Annotated in this window: 11 protein-coding genes; 10 read left to right on the top strand and 1 reads right to left on the bottom strand. The window is 47.9% G+C overall.

Features of this window, described 5'->3' with window-relative positions:
• Window positions 1-171 precede the first annotated feature (171 nt).
• The gene (argS, locus tag TBC1_RS12415; RefSeq protein WP_062043371.1) at window positions 172-1,950 is read right to left on the bottom strand and encodes an arginine--tRNA ligase; all 1,779 of its coding nucleotides are present in this window, start codon (window positions 1,948-1,950) and stop codon (window positions 172-174) included.
• A gap of 317 nt (window positions 1,951-2,267) precedes the next feature.
• Here argS and TBC1_RS12410 point away from each other — a divergent pair, with 317 nt between their 5' ends.
• The 10 genes from TBC1_RS12410 (at window position 2,268) to katG (ending at window position 13,430) form a co-directional block, all read left to right on the top strand.
• Window positions 2,268-3,611 (top strand): cyclic 2,3-diphosphoglycerate synthase, encoded by a 1,344-nt coding sequence (locus tag TBC1_RS12410; protein WP_062043368.1) that lies wholly within the window; start codon window positions 2,268-2,270, stop codon window positions 3,609-3,611.
• A gap of 111 nt (window positions 3,612-3,722) precedes the next feature.
• Window positions 3,723-4,631: an aspartate carbamoyltransferase gene (pyrB, locus tag TBC1_RS12405; protein WP_062043365.1), complete on the top strand. Its 909-nt coding sequence runs from the start codon at window positions 3,723-3,725 to the stop codon at window positions 4,629-4,631.
• Window positions 4,632-4,656: 25 nt separating this feature from the next.
• Window positions 4,657-5,124 (top strand): aspartate carbamoyltransferase regulatory subunit, encoded by a 468-nt coding sequence (gene pyrI / locus TBC1_RS12400; protein ID WP_062043362.1) that lies wholly within the window; start codon window positions 4,657-4,659, stop codon window positions 5,122-5,124.
• A gap of 71 nt (window positions 5,125-5,195) precedes the next feature.
• A complete protein-coding gene (locus tag TBC1_RS12395; RefSeq protein ID WP_137305706.1) occupies window positions 5,196-6,446 on the top strand; it encodes a C1 family peptidase in 1,251 nt (416 codons plus the stop codon).
• A 52-nt stretch (window positions 6,447-6,498) separates the two neighbouring features.
• Window positions 6,499-7,143: an AlbA family DNA-binding domain-containing protein gene (locus TBC1_RS12390; protein WP_062043359.1), complete on the top strand. Its 645-nt coding sequence runs from the start codon at window positions 6,499-6,501 to the stop codon at window positions 7,141-7,143.
• Between the two features lie 283 nt (window positions 7,144-7,426).
• On the top strand, window positions 7,427-8,839 hold the full coding sequence (gene rmuC / locus TBC1_RS12385) for a DNA recombination protein RmuC (protein ID WP_449405312.1): 1,413 nt from the start codon (window positions 7,427-7,429) through the stop codon (window positions 8,837-8,839).
• Between the two features lie 450 nt (window positions 8,840-9,289).
• Complete coding sequence (locus tag TBC1_RS12380) at window positions 9,290-9,721, top strand: Fur family transcriptional regulator (RefSeq protein WP_062043356.1); 432 nt, start codon at window positions 9,290-9,292, stop codon at window positions 9,719-9,721.
• Between the two features lie 20 nt (window positions 9,722-9,741).
• Window positions 9,742-10,218, top strand: coding sequence for a Dps family protein (locus TBC1_RS12375; RefSeq protein ID WP_062043353.1), 477 nt, complete (start codon window positions 9,742-9,744; stop codon window positions 10,216-10,218).
• Window positions 10,219-10,254: 36 nt separating this feature from the next.
• Complete coding sequence (locus TBC1_RS12370) at window positions 10,255-10,902, top strand: peroxiredoxin (RefSeq protein WP_062043351.1); 648 nt, start codon at window positions 10,255-10,257, stop codon at window positions 10,900-10,902.
• A gap of 284 nt (window positions 10,903-11,186) precedes the next feature.
• A complete protein-coding gene (katG, locus tag TBC1_RS12365) occupies window positions 11,187-13,430 on the top strand; it encodes a catalase/peroxidase HPI (protein WP_316931814.1) in 2,244 nt (747 codons plus the stop codon).
• Window positions 13,431-13,605: the final 175 nt, after the last annotated feature.

Raw genomic sequence — 13,605 nt, 5'->3', positions numbered from 1 at the left:
ATGTCCGGCAAATAAATTTGGATAATCCGTATCTGGTTTTACTCCGGAATGGTTTTACGGTTGAATCCATTTCCACGGTAAGAACGCTCACAAAAAAATCCCCCACCAGAAACGATGAGGGATATTAACGCTGAAAGCCTTATGAGTTTTCAAATTGCCTGTAAGCAGTATTTACATTCTGTCGGGGACGTCAATGCCCAGCAGTTTCATCCCGTTACGGATCACTCCTGCGGTCATCTGCGAAAGCGCCAGCCTGAGCTGCCGGCTGCCGGGATCTTCCTCCTTCAGGATGGTAAATTCATGATAAAACTGATTATACTCCTTTGCCACCTCAAACATATAATTGGCCACCACCGAAGGGCTGAGTTCTGTGCCTGCCTGTTGAACCGCCATGGGGAACTGGCTCAGGAGTATGATCAGATCCGCCTCTTTCTGGTTAATGTTGGCATGACCATCAAAAATAACCGGTGCAGCTGCCTTGCGAAGCACAGACCTGATCCTGGCATGGGTATACTGAATAAATGGGCCGGTATTCCCATTGAAGTCAATACTTTCCCTGGGATTGAAAGTTATATTTTTCCGGGGATCCACTTTTAGGATAAAATATTTAAGTGCTCCCAGGCCTACCATACGGTAGAGCGATTCGGCCTCATCGCTTTCAAAATCTTCTATTTTCCCGAGTTCCTCGGTCATAGCCCGCGCAGTGGCAATCATTTCATCCATGAGGTCATCGGCGTCCACAACCGTACCCTCGCGCGATTTCATTTTGCCTTCAGGCAGTTCAACCATGCCATACGACAAATGGTAGATACCATCAGCCCAGGGACGGCCAAGTTTTTTCAAAATAAGTTTCAGCACTTCAAAATGATAATTCTGCTCATTCCCAACCACATAAATCAGCCTATCAGCATTATAATCATCCGCCCTGAGCTGGGCAGTTCCCAGGTCCTGGGTCATATATACCGAAGTACCGTCGCTGCGCAACAGCAGTTTTTCATCAAGCCCCTCTTCATTCAGGTTAATCCATACTGATCCGTCATCTTTCCTGAACAGCACACCTTTCTCCAGCCCTTCATCCACAATCTTTTTACCCAGCAGATAAGTCTGTGATTCATAGTAAATCCTGTCAAAATCAATGCCCAGTCTTTTATAGGTCACATCAAATCCATTGTACACCCAGCCGTTCATCCGGTTCCATAAAGCCATGGTCTCCTCGTCGCGGGCTTCCCATTTTATAAGCATTTCCCTGGCCTGACGCATCAGTTGCGAATTACCTGCTGCCTCCTCTTCGGTAAGCCCGCCGGCCATCAGTTCCAACAGTTCGAGTTTGTATTGCCTGTCAAAAAGCACATAGTAGTCGCCCACCAGTTTATCACCCTTTTTTCCCGATGATTCAGGGGTTTCTCCATTACCGAATAACTTCCAGGCAAGCATTGATTTACAGATATGGATGCCACGATCGTTTACAAGGTTCACTTTATAAACGGTCTGTCCGTTAGCTTTAAGCAATTCCGACACTGAGAAACCAAGCAGGTTATTCCGGATATGTCCGAGGTGAAGCGGCTTATTGGTATTGGGAGATGAGAATTCAACAACTACCGGCTTACCGGAAGCGGGGGGCTGAATTCCAAAAGTTCCGTTATCATAATTATTCTGCAGAAAATCGAGCCAGTAACCAGCGCTGACCCGGATATTGAGATAACCTTTGACCACTCCGAAACTAACTGCCTCAGGCATTGTACGGAGTATTTCGTCACCCAGCATAGCAGCTGTAGCTTCCGGAGATTTCCGGGAAACTCTGAGTAGTGGAAATACCACCAGTGAAAAATCGCCCTGATGGCGGAATGCCGGAGTTGTGCGCTGAACGGCGAGTTGTGAAGGATCAATTTCCACGTTAAACAGGGTAGAAACGGCAGTCAGTGCTTTCGCAGTCAAAATTTTCTCAATCATAAAACCGGAGTAAAAAAGTGCAGCAAAATTAAGTTTTTTTTCAACAACCCCTTTTCAGGATCCAAAGCTCTGTTTATCATTTATTTAAACATGAATTGTCAAATTTCCGAAAGTAAAATATCAGGATTATCAGGATAAAAATATTGTTGCAACTTCTTTGCATTGAATCTTAAACAATTATATTTGCAGCGGTTTTTTTGCGGCAGATTGCCGGTAAAGGTTCTTAAAGCAGGCGCCAGTCTGCCCGGGCCCGTAAAAGAGCTGAAATACGCTACAGAGCTGAATTTCACTCAATCACAATACAAAAACCAATACCCATGAAGAAAAATGTAATCATCATCGGAGCTGCCGGAAGGGACTTCCACAACTTCAACACTTACTTCCGCGGAAACGCGAACTACAACGTTGTAGCATTTACCGCTGCCCAGATTCCCGATATTGACGGCCGCAAGTATCCCAAAGAACTTGCCGGCGAAGATCTTTACCCGGCCGGTATTCCCATTCACGCTGAAGAAGACCTCCCCAGGCTGATCAAAGAGCTGAAAGTGGACGACTGTGTCTTCTCATACAGTGACGTTCCTTACCCCAGAGTTATGAATCTTAGCGCCGTTGTGAATGCAGCAGGCGCTAATTTTTTACTGCTCGGCCCCAGGGATACCATGGTATCAAGCACCAAACCCGTAATTGCAGTGGGCGCTACCCGCACAGGCTGCGGAAAAAGCCAGACCAGCCGCCGCATCATCGAAATCCTGATGGAAAAAGGACTTAAGGTGGTGGCCGTGCGTCATCCAATGCCTTACGGCGACCTGAATGCACAGAAGGTTCAGCGTTTTGCCACCGTGGAAGACCTAAAAAAACATAAATGCACCATCGAGGAGATGGAAGAGTACGAACCGCATGTAGTCCGTGGCAACGTGATTTATGCCGGCGTTGATTATGAAGCCATTCTTCGCGAAGCTGAGAAAGATCCCAATGGTTGCGATGTTATTCTTTGGGATGGCGGAAACAATGACTTTCCGTTTTACAAGCCCGACCTGATGATCGGTGTTGCCGACCCGCTCAGGCCAGGCGCTGAAGTAAGTTATTACCCGGGCGAAGTGGTAGCCCGTATGTCGGATGTTATCGTAATCAATAAAATTGACTCAGCCAGCCTCGAAAACATCAACGCTGTTCGTGCCAACCTTGCAAAAGTTAATCCCGGCGCCATTATTGTTGACGGTGCATCACCCCTTACCGTAGACAAGCCCGAGCTTATCCGCGGCAAGAAGGTCCTGGTTGTTGAAGATGGCCCTACCCTTACCCACGGTGAAATGAAGATCGGAGCCGGTGTGGTTGCCGCCCTGAAACACGGAGCAGGCGAACTGGTTGACCCCCGCCCCTATACTGTTGGCAAGCTGAGTGAAACCTTCCGCATCTATCCTAATATCGGAACCCTTCTTCCGGCAATGGGTTATGGTGATGAACAGGTTCGCGACCTTGAGAAAACCATCGAAAATACTCCCTGCGACACAGTTGTGATTGCCACCCCGATCGATCTGAGCAGAATTGTTAAGATCAACAAGCCTAAAGTCAAAGTCGGCTATGATCTCCAGGAGATCGGCACCCCCAATCTGACCGGCATCCTTGATGAGTTTGTCAAAAAACACAATCTGGTGAAATAATTCTCAGCCCCGTTAATCGGGGCTTTTTTTTTACCGTTTATCAACAAAACACCTGAAGCAAAACAGTCTTAATTATTTTTGTAAACCGAAAACCAAAACCCGATCAGATACATGAAAAACCGGAGTCTCGTATCCATCACAGATTACACCAAAGAAGAATACATAAAGATTCTTAACCTGGCTGAAGAATTTGAAAAAAATCCGACCCAGCGCATCCTTGAGGATTTCGTTGTGGCTACGCTGTTTTTCGAACCTTCCACCAGAACCCGCCTGAGTTTCGAAAGCGCGGCATCCCGTCTCGGAGCCAAAGTAATCGGATTCTCTGATGCATCCAATTCAAGTGTTTCGAAAGGTGAATCACTTAAGGACACCATACTCACTGTCAGCAACTACAGCGACATCATCGTGATGCGGCATCCGCGAGAAGGAAGCGCCCGTTTTGCCAGCGAAGTAGCCACCGTTCCCATTATCAATGCCGGAGACGGCGGCAATCAGCATCCTACCCAGTGTCTGCTTGACCTTTATTCGATCAGAAAAACCCAGGGTAAACTCGACGGACTGAATGTTGCCTTTGTCGGAGACCTGAAATATGGCCGTACCGTGCATTCCAATGTTATGGCACTGTGTAATTTCAACACCACTTTCCATCTGGTATCGCCGCTCGAACTCAAGCTGCCCAGCTATGTGAAGATGCACATCAAGAGCAACAACCTGAATTACCACCAGTACACCGATCTGTCAGAAGTAATGCCTGTCGCCGATATCATTTATATGACCAGGATTCAGAAAGAAAGGTTTTCAGACCCGATTGAGTATGAAAAAGTGAAAAACGCATATATTCTGACGGCCAATATGCTTTCCGGCTGCAAGGAAAATATGCGCGTTCTTCATCCGCTGCCAAGAGTCAACGAAATTACCGAAGATGTGGATGTAACCAAACAGGCCTACTATTTTCAGCAGGCGCTTAACGGGGTATACGTCCGTCAGGCATTGCTGGCCTCCATCCTGGGTGTTAAATAGGTGTATCAAAAGAAAAATCAGAAAAATGGAAAACGAAAATATCAGAAAAGAGCTGGTTGTTTCAGCCATAGAAAACGGGTCGGTCATCGATCACATCCCCGCTAAAAGTGTTTTCAGGGTCGTAAAAATGCTGAACCTTGAAGATACCGATACACAGGTTACAGTGGGGTTTAATCTTGAAAGCCACAAATACGGCAAAAAGGGGATTATCAAGGTCAGCAACAAATACTTCGAAAATGAGGAAGTAAACAAGATTGCCCTGGTAGCGCCAACAGCCACGCTGATTGTTATCAAAGATTACAAAGTGACCGAGAAGCGCAATGTTAAAATTCCTGACGAAATCACGAAAATCGTAAAATGCGTTAACCCGAATTGCATCACCAACCACCAGCAGGTTGCCACCCGTTTCACGGTAATCGACAAAGAAGACCTGAAACTTCAATGTCATTACTGCGAAAAAATCACCGGTAAGAATAACATCGACATTTTATAATTTTCACGTAATAATGAACCCGCTGCTCCGACACCAGGGGCAGCGGATTTCGTTTCCAAAACCAAGAAATTATGAATAAAGCATTGTTTATCAGCAGCATGGTCATTTCATCTCTGGTCATAAGTTCGGTGGCTCAAACGCCCCAGAAAGGGATTTTCAGAATCTATGAACCCGGGTATTTCCAGAACACCATCCTGAAGGGTGTTGAAAACTATGAAAGCAAGAAAGAAGCGACAAAACCAAAACCAACCTTCAGGCTTGACCCGGCGGGGCTTCATATTCCTGCTGACAAATCGCTTTATACCACAGCCTGGCATATTGAGCCGGTTTCGCAGGGAAATACCAATACCTGCTGGAGTTTTTCAGCCATTTCGATGCTGGAGTCAGAAATCTACCGCCTTACACGTCAGGAGATCAAACTATCAGAGATGTTCATCGCTTACCATGAGTATCTGGAAAGGGCAAGGCTTTTTGTTGAGACCCGTGGTGAAATTTATATCGGCGAAGGTTCTGAAATGAATGCGGTAATCAAGATAATGAACAAGGAAGGCATACTTCCGTGGTCGGCTTATTCCGGACTGAAACCGGGTCAGGAATTTCACTCTCATGATAAAATGTTTGAAGAGATCATGGCTTATCTTAACGGAGTAAAAGCCGCGAATGCCTGGGATAAAGAAACAGTAGTTTCGACCGTAAAAAGCATACTGGATCACTACATCGGCACACCGCCCGAAACGGTCACGATAAACGGTAAAGCATATTCACCCCGGCAATACCTGAAAGAAGTGGTGCGTATTAATCCTTCCGAGTACGTTGATGTTCTGTCCATCATGCAACAACCTTACTGGAAGCAGGTTGTATTTGAAGTGCCCGACAACTGGTGGCATGATAAGAGCTATTACAATGTGCCGCTTGACGATTTCATGAAAGTGCTGAAAAAAGCCCTTAAACAAGGCTATACGGTTTCACTGGCAGGAGATGTTTCAGAAGCGGGATTCATGGCCCGGGAAGCCAATGCAGCCATGGTTCCTGAATTTGACATCCCCTCTGCTGCCATTGATGAAAATGCCCGGCAGTTCCGTTTCAGCAACGGCACCACCACCGATGACCACGGAATGCATGTTACCGGCTTTTACGAAAAAGACGGGGTTACCTGGTTTCTTCTGAAGGATTCGGGGGCCGGATCTAGAACCGGCGGGCCGGAAAACAACCGTAATTTCGGATACTACTTCTTTCATGAAGACTATGTAAAACTCAAAATGATGACCTTCCTGGTTCACCGGGATGCCATAAAGGACTTGCTTCCGAAGTTCAGCAGGTAACTGACTTTCAGTATCTTTTTTATATTTCAGGTTTTCAATCAGCGCATCAACCTTGCCCTCTCATATCAGGAAACTCATCAGTGAAGGGGAGCATCAGCAACTCGACTTCAAATTCGGGATTACCGACTCGAAGAAGATTGCGCGCTCCCTGGCGGCCTTCGCCAATACCGACGGTGGCCGGCTTTTGCTGGGGGTTAAGGACAATGGCGCCATTGCCGGCGTGAGGTCGGATGAGGAATTTTATATGGTGGAGGCCGGCGCCAGCCTGTATTGCCGCCCTGAGGTCCACTTCGAGATGAAAGAGTGGGAAGAAAACGGAAAAACCGTGCTTGAAATCATTATTCCCAAAAGCGGCAATGCCCCTCATTCGGCGCCTGACAAAGACGGAGAATACCGGGTTTATGTGCGGGTGGGCGACCAGAACTTTCCGGCAAACGGCGTCCTTAAAAAAGTGTGGAAAAAGCAGAAAGATCCAAAAGGGGTGTATATCGAGTACGGGGTCATCGAACGGACCCTGCTTGCGTACCTCGAAGTGCACCAAAAGATCACCCTTTCGGCTTTCCGCCGCATTTCAGGATATTCCCTGCCCCGTTGCGAACATATCCTCGCGGATTTTATCATATTGAATATCATTAAAATGAATTATTCAGAGTCAGGGGTATTCTACACCCTGAATCCCGATTTCAGGCTTGAATAACCTTGCCGGGCAAACTGTCGTCTGAAAAAAATAACCGCTATCTTTATCCATCAGAAAATTCTTCATCCGTATGAATATCTTATTGATAGTACTCATTATCCTTGCGGCAGCAAATCTGCTGGCAACCATCCTGCTCAGGCAGAATAAATCCGGTATTGCTGAACTGCCCTTTAAAATGGATGCATTAAACACAGGTTTAAGCCGGCTTGAAGGGAACCTGAAAGATGATTTCAGAACCAACCGTGAGGAAAGCGCAGCTTCGGCCCGCGACAACCGAAGCGAGATGAGCAGTTCGCTCAACAGCTTCAAATCTGAAATGACTGAAAACCTGCGGCTCATCACCGAACAGAACCAGAAGGCGCTGGAAATGATCGTACGTACCCTGGATGAAAAGATCGGCAGCCTGATAACAAAAATCGACGACAACAACAAAGCCAACCGCGAAACGCTCGTCAGCAGTCTGAAAGACTTTACCCTGGAGCAACGGGGAAAATTCGACGAATTGAAAGGCGAACAGAAGGAGCTGACCACAAAAACTTTGGAGCAGCTGGAAAAAATCACCGCAAAAGTTGAAGAAAAGCTTAACGTGATCAGTCAGCAGTCGCAGGTGGAAACACGGCAGATGCGCGAAGCGGTAGAGAAGGTGATTAAGGAATTTCAGGCATCATTTGACAAGAACGTTGAGTCATTCAACAACCTGCAGCGCGAGAAATTCGGGCAACTGGAGGAGAAGCAGCAGCGGCTGGTTGAAGGAACCGAAAAGAAACTGGAAGAAATGCGCCTGACCGTTGATGAAAAATTACAGAAGACCCTGAGTGAGCGCCTCGGGCAATCATTTGAACTGGTGGGTAAACAGCTGGAGAGTGTGCAGAAAGGTCTGGGTGAAATGCAAACGCTTGCCCAGGATGTCGGCGGCCTGAAGCGCGTACTAAGCAATGTTAAAATGCGCGGCGGATTCGGCGAAGTGCAACTGGCCATGCTGCTTGAACAGGTACTGGCGCCGGAACAATACGAAGCCAATGTCAGGACAAAAAAAAGCAGCAGCGATGTGGTGGAGTTCGCCATCAAACTGCCGGGCAAAGACGATATTACCGGGCAGGTATGGCTGCCGGTTGACGCCAAGTTCCCGCGCGAAGCCTATGAACAACTGCAGAATGCCTATGACATCGGCGATGTTTTACAGGTGGAAGCCGCTCAGAAAATGCTGGAAGCTACCATTAAAAAAATGGCAAAAGACATCAGCGAGAAGTATATCGACCCGCCTGCAACCACCGATTTCGCAATTATGTTTTTGCCTTTCGAAGGCATCTATGCCGAAGTAGTAAGAAAAGCGAGCCTGCTCGAAGAACTTCAGCGAACCTATAAAGTGATTGTAACCGGGCCTACAACATTGGCAGCCATCCTCAACAGCCTGCAGATGGGCTTCAGGACCCTGGCCATTCAGAAACGCAGTTCCGAGGTCTGGAAGATCCTTGGCGCCGTGAAGAAAGAGTTTGAAAATTTTGGCGGCATGCTCGAAAAAGCCCAGAAAAATATTCAGACAGCCAGCAATCAGATTGATGAGGTTATGGGCAAGCGGACCCGTGCCATTCAACGAAAACTGAAAGGTGTGGAAGTACTGGGCGAAGCTGAAGCACAACTGCTTCTGCCGGATATGCCTGATACCGATAACGGTGATGAGGATACCGAAAACTAGCATTGTTACAATCAGCACTGGTATTGCTCACGATTGTTCTCTTCGGGCTGCCTCAACCATATAAATTTATCCTGTCAAATCCCGGTGCGGCGCATGAATACCCATGCTGCCTGCTATCCGGATTGAATTAATCCGGCGCTCAGCATCCTTATCATCAGCCAAACACAGGTTAAGCCGGTTGGCCGCAAATCAAGGGGGGCTGATCGTTGCCCGGCTTTTCGACAATCTTTACTGTCGTCAAATACTGGCATAGGATCACCACCAACCGGCAATCCGGCTGTTAATCATCAGCTTAAAATCAGTTGTATACCTTACAGCGAAATCAGCCACATCAGAAGTGGATTAACATCATAAAAAATAAAATTTTTCCTTATACTGATTGAACATTTTTCCTTCCAGATTGTATTTATTACAAACAAGTTTTAATTTCAAGATAAAACTGAATCGGAAATGAAAATCATACCGGAAATCATTCAAAAACTTAATGAAGCGGGGCTAAAGATCACGCCGCAGCGGGTTGCCGTGATGCAAACCCTGATGCGACTGAAGAGTCATCCGACAGCGGAAGAGTTGTTTGCAGAGGTTTCCAAAACCATTCCCGGTCTCTCGCCGACAACCATTTACAATACCCTTGACACTTTTGTGGATAAGGGACTGGTAAAGCGGGTGAAGACCGATATGGATGTAATGCGGTACGACGCCATTACCGAACATCACCATCATCTGTACTGTGCTGTTTCAGACCGAATGGAAGACTATTTTGATCCCGAGCTGGATCAGATGCTGAGTGATTATTTCACCAGAAAAAAAATAACCGGTTTCAACGTTACGGACATCCGGCTGCAGTTGATGGGAGACTTTGAAAATAAAGAGAAACAATAATCATAAAAAAACAACGAATTATGAAAAAACTGAACAAGATCGGCCTTGACGAGGCCAAATCAGCTAAACTGATCGAAAAACTCAATGATCTCCTGGCTAATTACCAGGTACTTTATCAGAATGCCCGTGGATTTCACTGGAACATCAAAGGGGAGAAATTCTTTGAGCTGCATGCCAAATTTGAGGAGTTGTACAACGACCTTCAGATTAAAATCGATGAAATTGCCGAGCGTATCCTAACCCTGGGCGGCACCCCCATCCATTCATTTTCAGGATACCTGAAAGTGGCTGAGATCAAGCCCGTTGAAAATGAAACCAATGGCCCGAAATGCGTGGGACATATTCTGGATGCTTTTAAAACCCTGCTTGAGAAGGAACGCGATATTCTTGAAATGTCAGGAGATCTGAACGACGAAGGAACCAATGCCATGGCAAGCGATTACATCCGTGAGAAGGAGAAACTGGTTTGGATGTATTCAGCTTTTATGGCAAAATAATTAACCTAATTATTCATTTAACCAACATTAATCAACATGAGTGAAGTAAAAAGTTTTCCGCTGATCGGTGACAAAATTCCCGATCTTACAGTACAAACCACCCATGGGGTGAAAAATCTCATCAATGATTACAAAGGCAAATGGCTGGTGCTGTTCAGCCATCCGGCCGACTTTACCCCTGTATGCACCACTGAGTTTGTGGCATTTGCAAAGCGTTACGAGCAATTTAAGGCACTCAATGCCGAATTGCTTGGCCTTTCGATCGACCAGATTTTCTCACACATCAAGTGGGATGAATGGATTGAAGAAAAGCTCCACGTTCAGATCCCCTTCCCCATCATTGCCGACTCGACCGGCAACGTTGCCATGGCCATGGGAATGATTCATCCCGGAAAGGCATCGGATACAGTACGTGCCGTATTCATGATCGACCCCAATTCGGTTATCCGCATTATCCTGTTCTATCCCCAGGAAATCGGCCGCAATATGGATGAAATCCTGCGTGCCCTGAAAGCGCTGCAGACCGCTGATGCCAACAAGGTTGCCATTCCTGCCGGCTGGCCGAATAACGAACTGATCGGCGACCGCGTGATCATCCCACCTGCAAAGGACGTTGAAACAGCCAAAAAACGTCTGAAGGAATATGAATGCTACGACTGGTGGTTCTGCCACAAGAGTCTGTAATGAACTTACCCGGGGAAGGTTTTATCCTGTCTAAAAAGGTTAATTGAATTGAACTTTCAGGCCTTCCCCGGGTTATTTACACAAACCTTGAATGGTTTCTCAATCAGCCGCGGAATACAGGTACTCCACGGCTTTTTTTTCACAGCCTCTCATTGACCCGCATATCTGATTTCCGGACTAAGCCCTTATGCAATTTTAAACTCCTGAAATCCGGTACGCTCATAGTGCTGGCCGATTTACTGACTAACTGAACCCCAAGGGCTGTTACCCCGAAGCGTAAATCAATGAATTTCATTAAAAACAAAATCAACAATATGGAAGACAACCCTAAAAATGAAAGCAAATGCCCGGTGACCGGTGCCACGAAGAAGCACAGTGTAGGAGCGGCAGGAACAAAAAACCGCGACTGGTGGCCTAACCAGCTTAAGTTAAATATTCTGCACCAGCATTCAGAGCGGTCAAATCCTATGGGAAAGGATTTTAACTATGCCGAAGAATTCAAAAAGCTTGATTACTTTGCGCTGAAGGAAGATCTCCGCAAGCTGATGACTGAATCACAGGACTGGTGGCCGGCCGATTTCGGTCATTACGGTCCGTTTTTTATCCGCATGGCCTGGCACAGCGCCGGGACCTACCGTGTCGGCGACGGCCGCGGAGGCGGTGGTCGCGGACAGCAACGCTTTGCTCCTTTGAACAGCTGGCCCGACAATGTGAACCTTGACAAAGCGCGCAGGCTGCTTTGGCCCATCAAGCAGAAATACGGCCGGAAGATCTCATGGGCCGATCTGATGATCCTCACCGGTAACGTTGCCCTCGAATCCATGGGATTCAAAACCTTTGGGTTTGCCGGCGGGCGTGAAGATGTATGGGAACCGGATGAAGATATTTACTGGGGTTCAGAAGAGAAGTGGCTCGAAGATAAAGAGCGTTACTCGGGTGAGCGTGATCTGGATAACCCGCTGGCAGCCGTTCAGATGGGACTGATATACGTGAATCCGGAAGGCCCCGGAGGCAATCCCGACCCCCTGGCTGCAGCCAAGGATATCCGTGAGACTTTTGCCCGTATGGCCATGAATGACGAGGAAACCGTGGCCCTGATTGCCGGAGGTCACACCTTTGGTAAGACCCATGGTGCAGGCGATGCCGGACTGATAGGCCCCGAGCCTGAAGCCGCCGGTCTTGAGGAACAGGGATTGGGCTGGAAGAGTAAATTCGGTAAAGGCAAAGCCGGAGACACCATCACCAGCGGAATTGAGGTTACCTGGACAAGCACGCCTACCCGCTGGAGCAACAATTTTTTCTGGAATCTTTTCGGATACGACTGGGAACTGACAAAGAGCCCGGCCGGCGCTCATCAGTGGATACCAAAGCACGGTGCCGGAGCCAATTCGGTGCCCGATGCCCATGACCCGGAAAAGCGCCACGCCCCCTCAATGCTCACCACCGACCTTTCGCTCCGCTTTGACCCCGCCTATGAAAAAATCTCCAGGCGTTTCTACGAAAATCCGGATGAATTTGCCGATGCATTCGCCCGTGCATGGTTCAAACTGACCCACCGCGATATGGGGCCCCGCTCCCGTTACCTGGGCCCTGAAGTCCCCGCCGAAGAACTAATCTGGCAGGATCCGGTCCCCGCTGTTAACCACCCGCTGATTGACGAAAAGGATGCTGAAAACCTGAAATCAATAGTTCTGACCTCGGGTTTAACCGTTGCTGAACTGGTTTCCACCGCCTGGGCTTCCGCCTCTACCTTCCGCGGCTCCGATAAAAGGGGTGGTGCCAATGGCGCCAGGATCAGGCTTGCTCCACAGAAAGACTGGGCGGTAAACAATCCGGCGCAGCTTTCAAAAACGCTGGAGAAGCTGACGCAGATCCGGCAGGAATTCAACAAGGCACAGAAAGACGGGAAAAAAGTCTCCATGGCCGACCTGATCGTGCTGGCAGGCTGCGCCGCAGTGGAAAAAGCTGCCCGGGATGCCGGTACAGAGATTAAGGTGCCATTCATACCGGGCCGCACAGATGCCACCCAGGAACAAACCGACACGGAATCATTCAGTGTGCTTGAACCGGTTGCCGACGGCTTCCGTAACTACCTGAAGCAGAAGTTCAGCATTCCTGCAGAAGAACTGCTGATCGACAAAGCACAGCTCCTTACCCTCACAGCCCCGGAAATGACCGTGCTTATCGGCGGCATGAGGGTACTGGGCGCTAATTATGATAATTCCGACAAAGGTGTATTTACCAAAAACCCCGGTGTGCTCACCAACGACTTCTTTGTGAACCTGCTGGATATGAATACTGCCTGGAAACCTGCATCAGACGACCATGAAACCTACGAAGGCATTGACCGTTCAAGCGGTGCTGCAAAATGGACAGCCTCCCGCGTTGACCTGATCTTTGGCGCCAATTCCGAGCTCAGGTCGCTTGCCGAAGTCTACGGAAGCGCCGATGCACAGGGAAAATTCGTCAGTGATTTTGTGGCCGCCTGGGGCAAAGTGATGAACCTCGACCGTTTTGAACTCGCGTAAGCCGGACTCAAAACGCAAATTGTAATGATGGCAGGAGGTTCATTCGGACCTCCTGTCCTTTTAATAAATTCAGAAAGCCCTCCAGTCCATTACCTTGTTGCTGAATTCAGATTGTGAAACGGGCCTTTTTATCATCTGCCTGTTTGATGGACAACCGGCTCATAATATTTTTGCA

Origin of the sequence: Lentimicrobium saccharophilum, assembly GCF_001192835.1 — a bacterium.
Classification (GTDB): domain Bacteria; phylum Bacteroidota; class Bacteroidia; order Bacteroidales; family Lentimicrobiaceae; genus Lentimicrobium; species Lentimicrobium saccharophilum.
The sequence above is the reverse complement of the archived record's forward strand: the minus strand, read 5'-3'. Positions and strand labels throughout refer to the sequence as shown.

Bases quoted from the DNA above. Each gene is read 5' to 3' on its own strand.
- argS (WP_062043371.1), bottom strand. From the start codon at position 1,950: ATGATTGAGAAAATTTTGACTGCGAAAGCACTGACTGCCGTTTCTACC.
- TBC1_RS12410 (WP_062043368.1), top strand. From the start codon at position 2,268: ATGAAGAAAAATGTAATCATCATCGGAGCTGCCGGAAGGGACTTCCAC.
- pyrB (WP_062043365.1), top strand. From the start codon at position 3,723: ATGAAAAACCGGAGTCTCGTATCCATCACAGATTACACCAAAGAAGAA.
- pyrI (WP_062043362.1), top strand. From the start codon at position 4,657: ATGGAAAACGAAAATATCAGAAAAGAGCTGGTTGTTTCAGCCATAGAA.
- TBC1_RS12395 (WP_137305706.1), top strand. From the start codon at position 5,196: ATGAATAAAGCATTGTTTATCAGCAGCATGGTCATTTCATCTCTGGTC.
- rmuC (WP_449405312.1), top strand. From the start codon at position 7,427: ATGAGCAGTTCGCTCAACAGCTTCAAATCTGAAATGACTGAAAACCTG.
- TBC1_RS12380 (WP_062043356.1), top strand. From the start codon at position 9,290: ATGAAAATCATACCGGAAATCATTCAAAAACTTAATGAAGCGGGGCTA.
- TBC1_RS12375 (WP_062043353.1), top strand. From the start codon at position 9,742: ATGAAAAAACTGAACAAGATCGGCCTTGACGAGGCCAAATCAGCTAAA.
- TBC1_RS12370 (WP_062043351.1), top strand. From the start codon at position 10,255: ATGAGTGAAGTAAAAAGTTTTCCGCTGATCGGTGACAAAATTCCCGAT.
- katG (WP_316931814.1), top strand. From the start codon at position 11,187: ATGAATTTCATTAAAAACAAAATCAACAATATGGAAGACAACCCTAAA.